General features: G+C 63.8%; 11 protein-coding genes, 1 tRNA gene and 1 pseudogene. 10 read left to right on the top strand and 3 right to left on the bottom strand.

The features are described 5' to 3' along the window. Positions 1–24 precede the first annotated feature (24 nt). Positions 25–651 (bottom strand): DUF4352 domain-containing protein, encoded by a 627-nt coding sequence (locus tag M1P90_RS09525; RefSeq protein WP_483702379.1) that lies wholly within the window; start codon positions 649–651, stop codon positions 25–27. Positions 652–1,529: 878 nt separating this feature from the next. Here M1P90_RS09525 and M1P90_RS09520 point away from each other — a divergent pair. Both M1P90_RS09520 and M1P90_RS09515 read left to right on the top strand, forming a co-directional pair. Beyond that, positions 1,530–1,877 (top strand): IS630 transposase-related protein, encoded by a 348-nt coding sequence (locus M1P90_RS09520; RefSeq protein WP_483701653.1) that lies wholly within the window; start codon positions 1,530–1,532, stop codon positions 1,875–1,877. Further along, on the top strand, positions 1,820–2,470 hold the full coding sequence (locus tag M1P90_RS09515; protein ID WP_483704634.1) for an IS630 family transposase: 651 nt from the start codon (positions 1,820–1,822) through the stop codon (positions 2,468–2,470). Before M1P90_RS09520 ends, M1P90_RS09515 begins: the two co-directional genes overlap by 58 nt. A gap of 43 nt (positions 2,471–2,513) precedes the next feature. Here the strand turns inward: M1P90_RS09515 and M1P90_RS09510 are convergent, their stop codons facing one another. After that, positions 2,514–3,314: an alpha/beta hydrolase gene (locus tag M1P90_RS09510; RefSeq protein WP_483704632.1), complete on the bottom strand. Its 801-nt coding sequence runs from the start codon at positions 3,312–3,314 to the stop codon at positions 2,514–2,516. A 186-nt stretch (positions 3,315–3,500) separates the two neighbouring features. Between M1P90_RS09510 and M1P90_RS09505 the strand changes: the two genes are divergently transcribed. From M1P90_RS09505 to M1P90_RS09485, 5 genes and pseudogenes are all read left to right on the top strand, one after another. Continuing rightward, entirely contained in the window at positions 3,501–6,245 is a 2,745-nt protein-coding gene (locus M1P90_RS09505) for an ATP-binding protein (protein WP_483702378.1), read from the top strand. Positions 6,246–6,570: 325 nt separating this feature from the next. After that, positions 6,571–8,115 carry a GMC oxidoreductase gene (locus tag M1P90_RS09500; protein ID WP_483702377.1) on the top strand — a complete coding sequence of 515 codons (1,545 nt, stop codon included), beginning with the start codon at positions 6,571–6,573 and terminating at the stop codon, positions 8,113–8,115. A gap of 168 nt (positions 8,116–8,283) precedes the next feature. Further along, positions 8,284–9,996: a C-glycoside deglycosidase beta subunit domain-containing protein gene (locus M1P90_RS09495; protein WP_483702376.1), complete on the top strand. Its 1,713-nt coding sequence runs from the start codon at positions 8,284–8,286 to the stop codon at positions 9,994–9,996. Continuing rightward, on the top strand, positions 9,993–11,192 hold the full coding sequence (locus M1P90_RS09490; RefSeq protein ID WP_483702375.1) for a lactonase family protein: 1,200 nt from the start codon (positions 9,993–9,995) through the stop codon (positions 11,190–11,192). Before M1P90_RS09495 ends, M1P90_RS09490 begins: the two co-directional genes overlap by 4 nt. A 129-nt stretch (positions 11,193–11,321) precedes the next feature. Beyond that, positions 11,322–11,971 (top strand): annotated as a pseudogene (locus M1P90_RS09485) (4-carboxy-4-hydroxy-2-oxoadipate aldolase/oxaloacetate decarboxylase). A gap of 73 nt (positions 11,972–12,044) precedes the next feature. Here the strand turns inward: M1P90_RS09485 and M1P90_RS09480 are convergent. Then, positions 12,045–12,121: transfer RNA gene (locus M1P90_RS09480), tRNA-Arg, on the bottom strand. Between the two features lie 670 nt (positions 12,122–12,791). On the opposite strand from M1P90_RS09480, the gene M1P90_RS09475 reads away from it, so the two are divergent. The 3 genes from M1P90_RS09475 (at position 12,792) to M1P90_RS09465 (ending at position 17,801) form a co-directional block, all read left to right on the top strand. Further along, on the top strand, positions 12,792–14,321 hold the full coding sequence (locus M1P90_RS09475) for a trimethylamine methyltransferase family protein (protein WP_483702374.1): 1,530 nt from the start codon (positions 12,792–12,794) through the stop codon (positions 14,319–14,321). Between the two features lie 88 nt (positions 14,322–14,409). Next, positions 14,410–17,091: a winged helix-turn-helix domain-containing protein gene (locus M1P90_RS09470; protein WP_483702373.1), complete on the top strand. Its 2,682-nt coding sequence runs from the start codon at positions 14,410–14,412 to the stop codon at positions 17,089–17,091. A 302-nt stretch (positions 17,092–17,393) separates the two neighbouring features. Then, complete coding sequence (locus tag M1P90_RS09465; protein WP_483702372.1) at positions 17,394–17,801, top strand: hypothetical protein; 408 nt, start codon at positions 17,394–17,396, stop codon at positions 17,799–17,801. Positions 17,802–17,866: the final 65 nt, after the last annotated feature.

Genomic DNA, 17,866 nt, shown 5'->3' with positions numbered 1-17,866 from the left:
AGCGCGTCGCGCGTGTGCCGTCTGCTACTCAGCTTTCAACCCCAGGTCAATCAGCGATGAAGCGCTGCCAATCAGCTTGAGGTCGGTGACCTGCGCTTGCAGGCCGGCTGCGTTCCCCGGCACCTCGTAGATTGCGGTGCAGGTTTTGGCGACGTTCGGGTTGAGGTTTTCAAACACGCAGTTTTCTTCGGTGGGAATGAACGGGAAGGCGTCGCTGGAGGGCTTGAAGGTGCGGCCCTGCGCATCCAGCAGGTCGAGCCCGGCGAAGCTCAGCATGTCCTTGCTCAGGTTTTCCAGCTCGAAGCGCACCTGCACAAAACGCCCCGATGTGGTTTTGTCTTTGGTGAACTGATCTTTGGCCTTGAGTGTTGTGCCGAGGTCGCTGGCTTCCAGAATTTTCCAGCGCACTTCGTCAACCTGCACATCTTCGCCCACGCCAGCGGCTTTAGGGGCTTCTGTCGCGGCGGGCGGCGCATTGGTGGCGCTCGCGGCGGGCTGCGCTTCCGGCTGAATTGCTGTGGCGGTCGGCACACCCGCGCTGCCCGCGTTGCCGCCCGCAGGCTGGCCGCCGCGCCCCAGCAGCGCGCCAACAACGCCGAGGACGAGCACAATGGCGACGATCACCAGACATCCCTTGCCAAACTTTTTCATTGCCGTGCCCTTTCTGAAAAGTGCTGGTGCGATGCCGTATGCTCGTTTGCTCGGGCCATCGCGATTGCGTACCTGGCCTGAGTATAGGGAAGCTGGCGTCCACAAATGTGCACGTTTGGAAGAGGTATCATTGGTATATGCGATAGGGGTGGATTTTCTTCTGCTGGTGCAGCGAATCTCTGAAGCACGACAATATAGCGTATCGCTGGGCGTTCATATGTCTTTTTCTAGTTGAGTGAATTCTGTCAAAGCTGTTGCGCATGTGACAGGCAGTGGGTTTTGGTTAGTAGTCTACATTGCATAGGATATGTATCCGTTTGCGGAGGATGTGTGGGCCGAGGCAGAGGATGGGACAATGAAAACGACGATGTGCGGCGAAGAAGACCTGTCGAGTTTTGAGTGCGTCATTCGAGCGCCACGGCAAAACCCGACAGGTCTGACAACGAATACGGCGAGCGCTGCGCTCACATCCGCGCCGAATCCAGACACGCATCGCTCCGTTCCGTAGGCTTGCCCGCGACAAGCCGCGCTATATCTTCTTTCTATTCGACAGATGAAAGCTCATGTTTGCCCAGGCCCCACCGTATAATGATCGGCTACGCCCCAGATGATGCCGCCCGCGATACACGCGGCGACGTAGTCAATCATGTGGCAAGCAAGTCGGGGTGGGTCTTCCCGGTTCGGAGCGAAGATGTCGTGCTGGTGGGAACGGATGCCCTGGCTACACTGCGCATTTGCCATCTGGCTGCGCCCGACAGGCGCGGCGGTATTCGAGCCGCTGGGCATGCTTCGTTAACGTAGCAAATTTGACAAAGCAATCGCTCCGTGTGAAATTATAGCAGAGAGCAGAAATAGTGATCGTGTGGTAGACTGACGTTATGGCATATTCAACTGATCTCAGACAACGAGTGCTTGACGCAATCGAACGCGGTATGAAGCGCTCTGAAGCAGTCACCATCTTCGCCGTGAGCGATGGCAGCATCAAACGCTGGCAAAAACTGCGGCGGGACGGCTCATCGCTCACCGCTCGCCGCCCAGGCAGAAAGCGCCAAGCCGCCAACCCACACGATGATGCGGTTATCCAAGGCTTGGTCGATGCAACGCCAGATGCCACCCTCCAAGAATACACTGATCAATGGAATGACCTCCACCAGAAAGGACTGTCGCGCTGGACCATCGGTCGCAGAATCCGTCGCCTCAAACTGACGCGAAAAAAAAGAGTCTGAAAGCGCTGGAACGCGACCGTTTCGACCGAGCGGTATTTCAAGCACTCCAAAGCAGTTGTGACGCCGATGATATCGTGGTGCTTGATGAGTTTGGCTCAAACACGAACCTGACACGCCGCTATGGACGAGCAGCGCAGGGTGAGCGCGTGTATGAAGATCTGCCACGCACGCGACCACGCAACACGACGATTGCCGCCCTCACAACCCACGGAATGGGACCGGCGCTGGTCGTTTCTGGTGGGGTCAATCGGGTGACGTTTGAAACATATATTGATGTGGTGCTTGGGCCAAGTTTACGCGAAGGGCAGATCGTTGTGCTCGACAATGCGCGTGCGCATCACGGCGGGCAGATCGCAGCGTTGCTGGCGAAACGTGGCTGTCGGCTGTGGTACTTGCCAGCGTATTCACCAGACTACTCACCGATAGAGTTGGCATTTTCGAAAGTGAAAGCGTATCTGCGCAAAGTGAAGGCACGAACGCGCGAGGCGCTCGAGGAAGCAATTGCACAAGCGCTGGCCTCGATTTCAGGCGCTGAGGCTCGTGCGTTTTTTGCCCATTGCGGCTTCCCACTTTGGCCCATTCCAGATCAATAATGGTGCTCTCTGCTATAATGCGCAGGGGAGGGACTTTATTGACTCATACCCCTTCCCGATCAAGCCAATCGTGCATGTACGCCGCAACCTCCTGCCAATTGGTGTCGAGCATCATATCGTGGGCGATGTCTGGGAAGATTTTCATGCTGCTTTCGATGCCGTAAGCGCGCGCTGTCAGGCGTTCTTCCCACACCGAGAAGACGCGATCGTTCTGGGCGGCCAGCACCAGCATAGGCGTACCACGGGCGCGAACTTTCTGTGGCTTTGGCAGATTCAGCCCGAATGCTTCAAGCTCCATCACAAACGATTCGGATTGAAGGCGCTCGAAGTGCCGCATTAGCTCGCTGTTTGAGAGCGTATCGGAATACAAGGCATCGCGCGCGAGTGCTGGCGTTCCAAGCAATTCACCCAGATCGCCGGTGGAGTGGGCTTTCAGGAAGGCCAGGGGATGGCGCAGGAGGTAGCGGACGCCAAAACCGGCGATGCCGTAAACCGGAATCGACGCGAGTAAGATTGCGGCCTTCGCGCTATGTTCTTCCAGGTACTTTTGCACTACATAGCCGCCCATGGAATGGCCAACCAGAATCGCTGGTTGCCCCAGTTCTTTCACAGCGGCTGTAACATCTGCAACATAGCCCCTTGCCGCGCTGTGCCAGCGAATGCGCTCGCGCCCGTCGCTGCCACCATGCCCGCGCAAACTCAGCGCATAGCAGGCATAGCCCTGGTTTGCGAAATAGGGCAGAAAATTTTCCCAGCACCACGCGGCGTGCCACGCGCCATGCACAAAGAGAAGCGGGTAGGGGCGAGTTGCGCCCCTACCCTGTGCAAGCAATTCGAGATTCATCATCATAGTTTCTACTCTCAGTGCGATAGCACTATTTTACACCCTCTCTAGCTTCCTGGCGACTTCATACACCGCTCCACCGCCGAACGGGGCGGCACTTGGGCTAGCGGGTTACCGAATTGCACAGTTAGACACGCCACGGTACACTATGCATGCTTGGATCAATCACTTGGGGAGAATGCTGCAATGGCGCGCACGGCTCCGCTGGTAGAAAACGCAACTCTGCATGCTGGCGGTGGGCAGGCTATTGCGCTGGGCACACCGGCCTGGCAGCGCTGGCTTGAAGAAGCAAGTTCGTTCGCCTTCCACGGGCGTGCTGGCTGCTTCACGGCGCGCAAAGAGCGGCGTGGCCGCGCGGATGGTTACTGGCGGGCGTACCGCCGGCAGCGCGGAACGCTCCGCAGCGCCTACCTCGGAATGAGCGCGAACCTGACGCTTGAGCGACTGGAGGAGGTTGCACAAGCGCTCGCTGAAGCCGCGCCACCACCGGCTCCAAATGCGCAATTCAGCATTGCCCTTTCCCGCACGGGCACGGCAGCGCCCCGCCAGCCGCGTAATCTGCCTGTGCCGGCCACTGCGCTCGTAGGGCGCGAACGCGACGTGTCGGCGGTTAAGGCAGCCTTGCAGCGAGCCGATCTGCGCTTGCTGACGCTGGTTGGGCCGGGCGGTGTTGGCAAAACGCGCCTGGCGCTGCAGGTTGCCCGCGAGCTGTGTGAACATTTCGCCGACGGCGTATTTCTGGTTGATCTCGCTTCCATCGGTGAGTACGCGCTCGTCATCCCAACCATCATGAAAACCCTTGGCCTGGCCGAGGCCGGTGATCAGGCAGCGCGCGAGCGCCTTGATGCCTACCTTGCCACCAAACAAATACTGCTGCTACTCGACAATTTCGAGCAGGTGCTGGCCGCCGCGCCCAGCGTGGCCGCCCTGCTTGCTGCCGCGCCGCAGGTCAAGCTGCTGGTGACAAGCCGGGCCGCGCTTCAGATTGGCGGCGAGCACGAATACCCGGTGCCGCCCTTGTCGCACGCGGAAGGCGCGCATGCCGCGGCGGTCACGTTATTCGTCCAGCGCGCGCAGGCCGTCAAGCCGGGTTTTGCCCTGGCGGAAGCGAATGCGCCGCTGCTTGCCGAGATCTGCCGGCGTCTGGACGGCCTGCCGCTGGCGATCGAGCTTGCGGCGGCGCGCATCAAACTCTTCTCGCCTGCCGCGCTTCTGCACCGCCTTGAACACCGCCTGCCGCTGCTCACAGGTGGCGCGCGCGACCTGCCTGCGCGCCAGCAAACCCTCAGTGCGACCTGCGACTGGAGCTACCAGCTCCTTGACGCGCCGCTGCAAATGTTGTTTCGCCAGCTTGCGGTGTTTGCCGGTGGCTTTTCGTTCGAAGGCGTTGAGGCGGTTTGCACCGAACCAGACGGGCTGGCGGCGCTTGTCGACCAGAGTTTGCTTTCAGCTGGCGAAGATCCAGCTGGCGAGCCACGCTTCTCGATCCTGGGTATCATTCACGACTACGCGCTGGAACTGCTGAAAAACAACGGTGAAGAGCCAGCGTTCCGGAGGCGGCACGCGCTGTATTACCTGAACCTGGCCGAGCGTGCTGAACCCGAACTGAGCGGCCCGAATGCGCGCTTCTGGCTGGATCGGCTCGAAGTCGAGCTGCCGAATCTGCGGGCGGCGCTGAACTGGTCGGTCGCGAGTGATGCGGTGGAACTGGCGGCCAGCATTGCGTCTGCGCTGGCCGTTTTCTGGGATCTGCGCGGCGACCAGCGCGAAGGGCAGCGCTGGCTGGAAGCAATTCAGGCAACCGGCCTGCCACTTTCTTCCGGCTTGCATGCGCGGCTGCTGAGGGCGCTGGGCTACCTCGCGCAGGCGCGCTTCGATCGCAACGCAGCTATTGCACACCTGGAAGCCAGCCTGGCACTGTATCGCGAGCTGGGCGACGAGCGCGGGTGCATCGCAGTGCTGGCCGAACTCGGCTGGGCGTACGCCGCCCTCGATAGCGATGCCGAGCGCGCCACCGTCCTGCTCGAAGAAGGATTAAGTCGCGCCCGCCATCTGAACGATCGCAGCAGCATCGCGCAGGCGCTGCAAGGGCTGGGATGGGTGGCGCAGCTGCGCGCATTCGGCATTCAGCCGGGCATCCAGCTCGTCTTCACAGAAAACGCACTGGTAAAGAAACCCGAGCATCTGGACACCGCGCGCGAGCTGTATGCCGAGGCGCTTGCGCTCCGCCGGGCCACGGGCGATGCGCGCGGCATTGCATGGCTGCTGCAAAGCCTCGGCTATGTCGCCCGCGTCCAGGGTGAGTATCAGGCAGCACGCGCCTTTCAGGAAGAGCGCCTCCAGCTCGAGCGAACGCTTGGCAATCGCCATGGCGTGGCCTCCACAAGCGTCGAGCTGGGCCATATTGCGCGAAGCCAGGGCGATCTTTCTGCGGCGCGAACATGGCTTGCGGCAGGGCTGGCACTGGCCCGCGAGGTCAGTAATTTTCACATTATGGCGCTGGCCCTTATGCAGCTTGGCGATCTGGCGCTTGCCTGTGCCGACTACGCCGAAGCTAAGGCGCTGTGGGAAGAGGCGCTCGTCAATCTTCACCGCATTCATGATGAATACCGCAGCGCTATGGTTCGTTCGCTGCTCGTGCAAGCATCACATACAGCCGATCAGGATGTGAAAGCAGCAGATACCCGCGCTGCAACGCAAAATCATTCTGGCTTGCGGCGGGCTGGCCTCACCCGGCGCGAGGGCGAGGTGTTGCTGCTGCTTGCGGAAGGTCTTTCCAATGCCGACATTGCCAGCCGCCTGGTTGTAAGCTCTGGGACGGTGCGAACCTACCTCAGCGCGATCTATGGCAAGATTGGCGTTCGGTCGCGCACGGCGGCAATGCGCTATGTGATCGACCAGGGTATGCACATTCCTCGCAAAAATGTCTAACTGCGCTTGGCCATCTTGCGCGAAACGACGGCCGCACACTGCTTTTTTGCCCCAAAATCCCTGACATTCGTCAGATAGTGTTGCGGCTGCGGCGTCGCTATACTGTTTTCATTCCACAGAACGTTTGTAGTCGGTATCGTTCAAGCCTGCTTTTACGCCTGCGGCGAGCAAGGAAGCATCTTTTCTTGTATTTATTTCTCCGCGCGTAGCGCGGAGAAATAAATACACTTGAATGCTGCCGGTTCCCCTGAGTTCGTCGAAGGGCAGACAAAATATGCCCGAAACACGCACCACGGCATGCTATATTTCATAGAAGGAAGCAAGAATGCGCGACCGATACGACCTGGTAATTGTGGGCAGTGGCCCGGCCGGCGCGGCCTATGCCCGCGTGGTGAAGGACCTGGCTCCCCACGCGCATGTGCTAATGGTCGAAGCCGGGCCGGCGGTCTCGAACCCGCCCGCGCAACATGTACGCACCATCCGCGACGCCCGCCAGCGCGTGGCCGCGCAGTTCGCCTCGCAGGGGCCAAATGCCCACCCTGCCGATTATGAAACCCAGGTTGCCCGCGCACTCTCACCCTCGCGTGGCCGAGCCACGGGCGTAGCCGCCCGCCCCGGCACCTGGCTGCTCGACCCGGGCGCTGCCAGCCGCCCCGAAGGCACCATGCCCGCCGCCGCGCTGTCGAGCAATGTTGGCGGCATGGGCGCGCACTGGTCGGGCGCGTGCCCCTGGCCCGGCGCGGGCGAACACAGCGAGGTGCTCGACCGCGAGACGTTTGCCGATGCGCTGGATGCGGCGCGGCGGCTTCTGCGCGTCACGCAGCACGCCTTCGACGGCACGCCACTCGGCGCGGAGATTCGGCAGCTTCTGGGCGCGCACTACAACCCCGGCCGGCCAGAGCAGCGCCGGGTGCAGCCCATGCCGCTGGCAATGGAAGTGCGCAGGGCCAACGAGCGCTACTGGACCGCGCCGGGCGTGATGCTTGGCAATCTGCTCGCAGCCGGGCGCGATGATTTCGAGCTGCGCGCCGAGACGGTTGCGCTGCGCCTCACCACCCACAACGGCCGCGCCGATGGCGTCGTGCTGCACGACCGGCGCGAAAATCGCGCGTATGAGGTTGGCGCTCGCTTCGTGGTGGTTGCAGCCGACTCGCTGCGCTCGCCGCAGCTGCTGTATGCATCGGGCATCCGCCCCGCCGCGCTTGGCCACTACCTCAACGAGCACACCATGACCACCAGCACGATTCAGCTCGATCCCGCGCTGCGACCGGCAGCAGCAGGCGCGCGCAAAGCCAGCGAAGGCGCCGTCGATCTGCTGGCGGGCGTGAGCTGGGTGCCGTATTTCGCGCCAACGTTTCCGTTTCACGGGCAGGTGACGCAGTGGGACGCCTCGCCCATTCCGGTCGACGCCAGCTTCGAGGCGTGGCCTGGCTCGGTGGTGGAGTGCTCGGTGTTTATGGGCAAGGCCGACGTTCGCTTCGAGGATTATCTCGCGTTCGACGAAAGCCAGCCTGACTTTTTCGGCATGCCCGCGATCACAATCCACTACGCCTTCACCCCCGCCGATCAGGAGCGCCTCGCACAGGCCGTGGCCGAAGCTGCACGCATGGGCTCGCTGCTTGGCCAGCCAATCAACGGCCTGAAGCCCGTGGTACTCCCGCACGGCGCGTCGCTGCACTACCAGGGCACTGTGCGCCTCGGCACCGACAACCAAACCAGCACGGTGGACACGGCGATGCGCGTGTGGGGCTGCGACACCGTGTATGTGGGCGGGAATGGCGTCATTCCCACGCCAGCAGCCTGCAACCCAACCCTGACGAATGTGGCCCTCGCCGTGATTGGCGCGCGCGATCTGGCTGGTCGTTTGTAAAAGTATCTTCAGATAGGATGTACGGGGCTGCGTGAAAAGTCGATAAATCATCCACAGATTGCGCAGATTACGCAGATAAACGTTCAATCATCTGTGAAATCTGTGTCATCTGTGGATAACGATCGTACTCACCTCTGACTTTGATGTTGCTCTAATAGGATGGTGGCAATGTTCGATAACTATCTCATTCGCGCAGACAGCCTGCGGAACGAGGAGCGCAACGGCGAGATTGTGGGCTTTGCGCTGGCCGTACGCAACGCAAACTATCGCGGCGTTTTTCTCTCGCTGCACAATGGCTACTTTCTGGAAGTCGATGGCGTTGTCTACCCGACGGCTGTGCAGACGTTCGAGATCAACGGGCGGCCGCCACGCTCGTTCGACGAAATTCGCACGGCGGTTTGGGAGCACTGGGATTACGACGACGAGGGCATTCTGCACGTGCACGCGCCCGCTGGCCTCGCGCCGGGAACGCACACCGTGCGCTTTCAGCAGAGCGTGCTGGCGGCCTATGGCTACCTGCCGACCGACGAGGAATGGGTGCAGCAGCCACCGCAGCCCGGCACTGGTGCAGGCTCCGAAAAAACGCCGCAGATCGTCACATATGAACTTCCGCTGAACGGGCAGCAGCCAGCGCCCGAAGCCAACCCTGCCATTCCACAGGCCATACCGCAGGGCTGTGCAACCGAACGATTAACCTGGGACCAGATCCCGGTTCCCCAAGAACCCAATCGCGTACCCAATGTCAGGCCCAACTCGGCTGGCATCAAGCTTGGTGTGTCGCTGTACAGCTATCAGCAATCGCGCTTTTTCCAAGAGCTCGACCTCGAAGCGCAGATTCGCGAAGTTGGCGAAAACCTGGCAGGGGCCGATGGTATCGAGCTGGTGGACGAAATGTCGTTGCGCTACCCATACCCCGGCGATGCATTCGTGTGCCAGTGGCGCGGCTGGATGGAGCACTACGGCACGGTGCCCGTGACGATGGACGTTTCGATGGATGTGCTGCAGTTTCGCGACCATGTGATGAGCATTGAGGAGTGCGGCGCGCGCTTACGGCACGATATCCGGCTCGCCAAGGCGCTGGGTTTCCGCAATGTGCGTGTGCTCTCGACCACGCCGCTCGGCGTGATGCTTGCAGCGCTGCCGCTGGCGGAGAAGCTCGACATTCGGCTGGGCAAGGAAATCCACCAGCCGATGCCGCTGGAAGGGCGGCAGGTGACCGAGATCATCGACTTTGTCGGGCGAACAGGAACCGCGCATCTGGGCATCGTGCCGGATTTCGGCATCTTCCAGATTCGGCCATCCGAAGCGCTGCTGGGCTGGTTCGAGCGCAAAGGCGCGCGGGCCGAAGCGACGGCGGCTTCCGTCGAGCTGGCGGCCCTGCTCGAACGCGGCGAAGCGCCGTTCGGCGCGGTCGACATGTCCTTCCATACAGCGGGCAACCTGCGCGCGGCCTTTGGCCAGTTTGTGGCGACGGGCAAGTGTGAGTCGGCGTTCGCGAAGCTTTTTGCGGGCGTCAAACGCTTCGCCGACGAGCGCGTGCCGCATGCGAAAAATCTCGACTACATTGTCGTCGCGGAGGCGCTGATGCTTTCGCGCACCTCGCCCGAGGCGTTGCGGCAGATTGCACGCCATGTCATCAGCGTGCACGGCAAGTTCTACCACATGTCGCCAGCGCCGGGGCGGCCGGGCGAGTTTCACGACATCGCAATCGATTACGCCTCGGGCGTGGCGGCGCTCGTGCAGGGCGGCTTTGCGGGCTATATCAACTCGGAGTACGAGGGGCAGCGCTACTGGCAGGATCGCTGGCGTGACGACATGCAGGACGAAGTGGTGCAGGTGCGGCGCCACCAGGAAATGCTGCGGAGGCTGATCCACGCATGAACGACAGTTTTCCCCGTCTCGTCGCCTTTACCGGCACCTATGCCGACAGCCCGAACCCTGGCGGTGGCGGAATTTATGCGCTTGACATACGTAAAGACGGCAGCGAACTCTCCGTGCTAAACCACACTGCCAAGCCGCAACAGGCGGGCTACCTGGCCTACGCGCCTGCGTGGAGGACGCTGTACGCCGTGGACGAGCGCAAAACCGACGGTCGCGGCCCAGTTGGGCCGGCGGCGCGCGTGCACGCCTTCGCAGTCGATCAGCGCGACGGCAGCCTCTCATGGATGAACTCGCAACTCGCGCCGGGGCCATTCCCGACCTTTCTGTCGATAGGCGAAGCGCAGCGCGTCGCCATCTCTGCCAACCACGGCAGCTTCGACCATGTCGAGCGCGTGGTGCAAACGGCGGATGGCGCATGGACCACCGAGTACGTGTACGACGACTCGACCGTGGTGCTGTACGGCGTGGAGGCGGATGGCCGGCTTGGCGCAATTCGCGATCTGCGCGTGCTGACGGGCCACGGCAAAGACCCGAACAGCTCGCCGCAGGTTGCTGGCCACGCGCAGGCCAGCGCGCACGCGCACTGCGCCGTGATCGACCCATCGGGCCAGTATGTCGTTGTGTGCGACAAGGCCACCGATCAAATCTTCGTGTATCGCCTGGGAAAAACGCTCGAAATCGCATCGACCTTGCAGCTCGCCGAAGAAACTGGCCCGCGACACGTCGCATTCGATCCTGCGACGAGCCGCGCCTTTGTGACCTGTGAGCTTTCGTCGGAGCTTGCGTCATTCGACTTCAGCAGCGCGACCGGCGAACTGCGCCTACTCGACACGCAAGCGACCGTCGCACCCGATTTTGGCGGCCACAACGAGCCGGCCGAAGTGCGCGTGCACCCGAATGGCCGCTTTGTCTACGTCAACAATCGCGGCGAGGACTCGGTGGCGTGGTTCGGCATTGGCGCGGGCGGCGCGCTCACGCGCCTCGGGCATGTGCCGCTCGCAAAATCCATCCACCCCGGGCTGGCCGCGCGCAGCTTTGCCTTCGCTCCCAGCGGCGCGTTCGTGCTGGTCGCCGACCGACCGGCCAACCTGGTGCGTTCCTATGCCGTCAGTGGCGAAGATGGCAGCCTGCGCGCGCTGGCAGAAATCGCCGTTCCGAACCCGGCCTTCATCGCTTTTGCTGAAATACAGGCGTAATGATGGCAAAAGCAGAACTCGTGAGTCACAGAGATCACAGAGTACACCGAGTTTTGGTAATCTCGCTCTGTGCTCTCGGTGCGCTCTGTGGCTCGATTTTTTGCAATAAACTATGGTGGAGAGAGCGACATGCCACAAGTTCGCTTGAAGACAAAATCCAGCGCAGCACCAGATTACAATGAGCTGGCGCGCCTGGGTGTCGCCACGATCTACGAAGCCTCGGGCCGGCAAGGGCTGGTCGACGCCGAGTTCCACCAGATTGTGCCGGGCAGCCGCGTGGCCGGGCCGGCGCGCACGGTGCGCTGCGGCCAGGGCGACAACCTGATGGTCCACGCGGTGCTGGCGACGGTGCAGCCGGGCGAGATACTGGTGCTGACCATGCCCGATCCTGCGCCGATCGCGCTGGTGGGCGACCTGCTGGCGACGCAGGCGCGGCGGGCATGCTGATCGACGCCTCGGTGCGCGATGTCGGGGAACTGCGCCAGCTGGGTCTGCCGATCTGGGCGCGCTTCGTTCGCGTGCGCGGCGCAACCAAGAACGCGCTTGGCACAATCAACGCGCCGGTTGAGGTTGGCGGCATGAGCATTCGCGCGGGCGACGTGGTAATTCTGGACGCCGACGGCGCGGTGGTGGTCGCCGCTGAACGCGCCGCAGAAATCTTGCAGGCCGGGCTGGCACGTGAGGCCAAAGAGGCCGATCTGCGTGCGAAGTTCCAGGCCGGGCAGATCTCGATTGACGTGTGTGGCATGCGCGAGCAGGTCGCGGCCGTGCTGGAATAGGATGAGGCGATCTCCCGTGGTTGCGCCGTGGTTGCACCAACAAAAAGAGAAGCGGCGAAATACCGCTTCCCAATGGCGACCCGGGAGGGATTCGAACCCCCGACACCCAGTTCCGAAGACTGGTGCTCTAATCCACTGAGCTACCGGGCCATATACTGCCTGCCAAGACCTTGTCGATCAGCGGCATTGCGCGCCTATTGTAGCAGGCAAGCCCGTTTGCGTCAACGTTTCTCTGGTGGTGCACAGGGCTCGTGCAAAGTCAGCGGGAAAAGAGCCAGCGGTCGACTGCGGCAGCCATCGCGCGTTGTAATGCCGCCAAATTGTCCACACCTGCTTGGGCTGCAAGCAGTGCCAGCTTGCTCAGGCCGCAAGGCCGCTGGAGTTCCCACCCCGGCCGGGGCTTTCGCCACACCCACTTCGTGGGTACCCGACCCCAAATTTGATGTGATTGGCAAAGCAACGTTTGCCGGTCATGCCTCCGTTATGCAAAAAGCTGGCAACAGGCAAGAAATTCCAAACCAGTTTGCGGCGCACGTTCGTTGACGATAATATCTCGTCCGATGCCTTGCCTGCATCCACAACGGAGGCATGATCGCAAAGCACTTCGCAAGCCGGCCACGCCTTTTCCAGGGTCCAGGGACGCAGTCCCGGCGGCGAGGTGCAGGAGGCTGGCGCAGCCTCTTGCCGCAGAGCGCGAGGGCGCGCAGCCCTCGCACAAACGTAGTGGCGAATCGATGTGTCCGCCACAGGCACCGCCCTTGCACCCACACCCCGCCCATGCGATAATCGCCCCCGGAACCTCCTAGCGAAGCGACACCCAATGCGCCCAATGCTCCACGCCCTGTCCGGCGAGCTGATCGACCACGTCCTGGCCGAGGCCCGCCGCATCCTCGCCGAGATCGGCATCGACGTGCGCGGGCCGGCCCTGCGCCAGCTGCTGCGCGAGCACGGCCTGCCCGAGCGCGAGACGGCCGGCGACGGCATGCGCTTCCTGTTCCCGCCCGAGGTCATCGAACGGGCGCTCGCCAGCGCGCCACGCGAGTTCACGCTCTACACGCGCGGCGGCCAGCCCCACGCCAGCATCGGCGGCGACCGCGTACACTTCACGCCCGGCTCCAGCGGCCTCAAAATCCTCGACCACCGCAGCGGCGAAACGCGCCCCGCCAGCACCCGCGACTTCATCGAATACATCCGCCTCTGCGACGGCCTCGCGCATATCGCCTACCCGGCCACCGCCTTCTCCACCAACGACATCGAGCCGCAGGTCAGCGACGCGTGGCGGCTCTACCTGGCGCTCATGAACAGCGAAAAGCCAATCGTCAGCGGCGCGTTTACCGAACACGGCGTGCCGCGCATGGCCGCGCTCATGCAGCTGTTTCGCCGCGACACAGCCGACCTGATCGCCCGCCCGATGGCGATCTTCACCATCACCGCCACCGGCTTCTTCCGCTATGGCGAAGATTCTTGCCAGAACCTGATCGATTGCGCCGCCGCCGGCATTCCCGTCGAGATTGTGCCCGTCACGCTCATGGGCCTGATCGCGCCCGTCACCCTGGTCGAAGCCACCGTCTTTCACACCGCCGACGTGCTGGCCGGCATCGTGCTGGCGCAGCTCATCCGCCCCGGCACGCCAGTGCTGTTTGGCGGCGCGCCCGCTACCTTCCACATGAAAACCGCGCAGTCGCCCATGGCCGCCATCGAAGCCATGTATTTAGATGTCGCCTATGTCGCCGTGGCGCGCCGCCTGTGCCTGCCCACGCAAAGCTACATGGCCCTGGGCGAAGGCAAGTTCATCGACGCGCAGGCCGGGGCCGAGACCTTTGGCGGCGCGCTGCTGGCTGCGCTGGCCGGTATCAACTCCGTTTCCGGCCCGGGCATGCTCGACTACGTGCTGACCTTTAGCCTCGCCAAGCTCGTGCTCGACGACGAGCTGTGCGCGCAGGCGCTGCACTTCGTGCGCGATGTGGCCGTGCGCGACAGCACGCCCACCCTCGATCTGGCCCGCGCCGTGCTGGCCGAGAAGCACCTGCTCACCCACCCGCACACGCTCGAACACTGGCCGCGCGAGCTCTACCTGCCCGGCCCGGTCTACGACCGCAGCAACCGCGAGCAGTTCGCCCGCGCCGGCAGCCACGATCTGGTCGCCCGCGCCAGCGCCGAGGTCGACCGCCGCCTGGCCGCCTACCGCTCGCCTGCCACCGACCCCGCCGCCGAGGCCGAGATGCTGCGTATCATCCGCGGGGGCATGCACAACGCCGACGCCCCGCTGCCCGACGTGCTGCCGCCCGCCGAGGGTGCGCCCGCCCCGCCCGACGACCCACGCGCCGCGCGTCGTCGCGCCCGCCGGTAGCCGGTAGCCGGTAGGGGCGAATCGCATACGCCCATAGCATATGCCCATCGCATACGCCCATCGCATACGCCCACAAGGATGCAAGCAGATGATCGAAAAAAGCGTGGCGCGCCACGACGAACGCCTCCCAGTAGCCAGCGCCGTGGCGCTCGCAGCCCCGCCGCCTCGCCCGCGTCTGGTTGCGCGCGAGCGGCTCTACGCTGCCCTTGATGCTGGGCTGGATGTGCCGCTGACGCTGGTACACGCCCCGGCGGGCTATGGCAAAACATCCCTGCTGGCTGGCTGGCTGGCTGCGCGCCGCCGCCCTGCCGCATGGGTCGCGCTGGATGCCACGGTGCGCGACACCCTTGGTTTCCTGCGCGCCCTGATTGTCGCACTGCAACCACACGCGCCCGCGCTTGGTGCAACCACCCTGGCCCTGCTCGACGCCTTTGGCCCACCGCGCCCCGATTTGCTGCTCAGCACATTGCTCACCGACCTTCAGGCACTCAGCGCGCCCACCGTGCTTGTGCTCGACGACTATCAGGCCATCCGGTCAGAAGCCGTGCATGGCGCGCTGGCCTGGCTGGTCGAGCGCATGCCACCCGCGCTGCACGTCTTCCTCGTTTCGCGTGAAATGCCGCCGCTGCCGCTTGCCCGCATGCGTGCCGCCGGCCAGCTTGCCGAGCTTCATGCCGACACGCTGCGCTTCACCGCTGCCGAAAGCGCCCAGTTTCTCAACACGACTATGGGCCTCGGCCTGGCCGACGAGCAGGTGCGCGACCTTGAAGCGCGTACCGATGGCTGGGTTGGCGGCTTGCAGCTGGCCGCGCTGGCCCTGCGCGAGCCACACAGTCGTGCCCGCGTGCTGGCAGTCTTTAGCGGCACGCATCGCTTCGTGGCCGACTACTTTGCTGACCAGGTGTTCGAGCGCATGCCGCCGCCGCTGGCCGCCTTTGTGCTGCAAACCGCCATCCTCACGCGGCTTAGTGGCGCGCTCTGCGATGCCGTGCTGGCCGAGTCCGCCCTGCCAGTGCCCGCCGGCCACGCCCAGGCCACGCTCGAAGAGCTTGAGCGCGCCAACCTCTTTCTGCTGCCGCTCGACGATCAGCGCGCCTGGTATCGCTACCACCCGCTCTTCGCCGACATGGCGCGTGAGCGCCTGCGCCAGCGCGTCGCGCCCGACCGAATCGCCGCCCTGCACCAGCGCGCCAGCGCGTGGTGGGAGCAGCACGGCGCGCTGGGCGAAGCGGTTGAGCACGCGCTGGCCGCCGGGGCGCACGAGCGCGCCGCCGACCTGATCGAAGCGCGCGCGCTCGACTTCATGGCTGGCGCGGGCGCGCTGGAAACCTGGCTGGCCGAGCTACCGCCCGCACTGTGGCAAACCCGCCCGCGCCTGTGGCTGGCGCGCGCCGGCATGATTGCCAGCGCCAGCTACGGCGCGCTGGTGCCTTGCCTGCAACAGGCCGAGGCCGCGCTCGCCGCCAGCGCCACGCCCGACGCCGAGCGCACCCGGCGCGACATCGCCGCCTGCTACGCCATGCTGCGCACCCTCGCCGACGACCCCGCCGCGCCCGCGCTGATCAGCGGCTTGCTCGCCGATCTGGAAGTGCACCACCCGCTGCGCGCCGTGCTCGCCGCCGCCCTGACCTACGCAACCTTTGGCGTGGGCGACATGGCCGGCGCGCGCGAGGTCGCAACCACCGCGCTGGCGCTGCTGCCGCCGGCCCCGCGCGCCCTGGCCGAGCGCATCTCGCTTGTTGCGCTGCTCGCGCTGGTCGATTGGGGGCAGGGCCGGCTCAACGAGGTCGAACAACACTGCGCCGAGGTGCTGCGTCTGGCACAAACTGGCGCGCAGCTCGTGCCAGTGCTGGGAACCGGCATGACGCTGCTGATGCGCGGCGTGCTGCTGGCCGAGCGCAACGACCTCGTTGCCGCCGCACACGATCTTGCGGAGTGTGCGGCAGTGGCCGGGCAGGCGCAGATCGCCCCGCTGGTCAGCACCGCGCAGATGTATCTCGCGCTGGCATTGCAGGCGCAGGGGCAGCCCGACGCCGCGCGCGAGCGTTTCGCCCTGGCCGATGCGGCGCTGCGCAGTGGCGCGCTGCCACCCCTCACACAAAAGGAGCTGGAAGGCTGCCGCGCCCTGTTCTGGCTGCGCGGCGGCGAGCTTGCAGTTGCATCGCGCTGGGCCGCCTCGTACTCACCCGCCGACACGCCCCTAACCCCCTACGACTACCCGCGCATGGCGCTGGCGCGCACGCTGATCGCCGAGGGCAAGGCCGCCCGCGCCGCGCCCATGCTCGCACAGCTCGCCGCCGAAGCAGAAGCAGCTGGCTACCGGCGCTTCCAGATCTGGGCGCTGCTGCTGGAGGCGCTGGCCCACCACGTGGAGAACGACACGCCGCGTGCATTGGCGGCGCTCGAACCCGCCCTGGCGCTGGCTGAGCCGGAAGGGTACACGCGCCTGTTCCTCGACGAAGGTGCGCCAATGGCTGCCTTGCTGCGCACCGCACAGGGGCGCGGCATCAACACGCGCTATGTCGCCCACCTGCTTGCCGCAATCGCACCCGCCACCCGCCCCGCCGACGCCTTGGCCGAAGCACTCACCCCGCGCGAGCTGGAGGTGCTGCGCCTGATCGCGTCGGGCGCGTCCAACCAGGCCATCGCCCAGCAGCTTGTGCTGACGCTGGGCACTGTGAAGAAGTATGCCAACAGCATCTTCGGCAAGCTCGGTGTGCGCAGCCGCACCCAAGCAATCGTGCGCGGGCGCGAGCTTGGCTTGCTCTAATCTCACCACAAAGACACGGAGGCACGAAGGTTTAGTGTTGCAGGTTGCAGGTTTGCAAGTTGCAGGTTTGCAGGTTCAATCCCAAAACCCCAGACCCTAAACCCTCATGCAGTTCTTGGTTCTGTGTTCTGTGGTTCTGCGGTTCTCCAGTTTCGCGGTTTGGGCGTATAGCAATACGCCCTTCGACGGCTGTCCCCCCACCCCAAATACCAACTTTGGTTCATAGTGCCACCCCTGCGCGGCTGCTAGCATAGAGGCACGCCGCAAGGCACTAACGTGACCAGAATGGTAGGAGGAATGCAATGAAATTCGCATCACGCGTGTACACCATCGCCGGCATCATTGGCCTGCTTGAGATCGTTCCGCTCTTCTTCGCCGAAGACTACATCAACCGCACCATGCCGCCGCCGATCACCCATCCCGACATGTTCTATGGCTTTCTGTGCGTCACACTTGTGTGGCAGGGCCTGTTCCTGATGCTGGCACGCGACCCGCAGCGCTACCGCCCGATGATGATCCCAACCATGTTCGAGAAGTTCACCTATGTCGTCGCGATGGCGATCTTATTCTCGCAGCAGCGCGTCGCGGCTAGCATGATGCCGCCGGTGGCGATTGATCTGGTGTTGGGCGTGCTGTTCGTTGTGTCCTATTTTCGCACTGCCGAGCGCCCGGCGCAAGCTGTCCAGGGCGAGCGCACGCTGGCATCGTAACCGCAGGGGATGGGCGTTCGGAGATAGGGAGTAGGGGAAGGCGACAATTACGCACTACGCACGAG

The sequence above is a fragment of the Kouleothrix sp. 19917 genome (assembly GCF_057073505.1).
The sequence above is the reverse complement of the archived record's forward strand: the minus strand, read 5'-3'. Positions and strand labels throughout refer to the sequence as shown.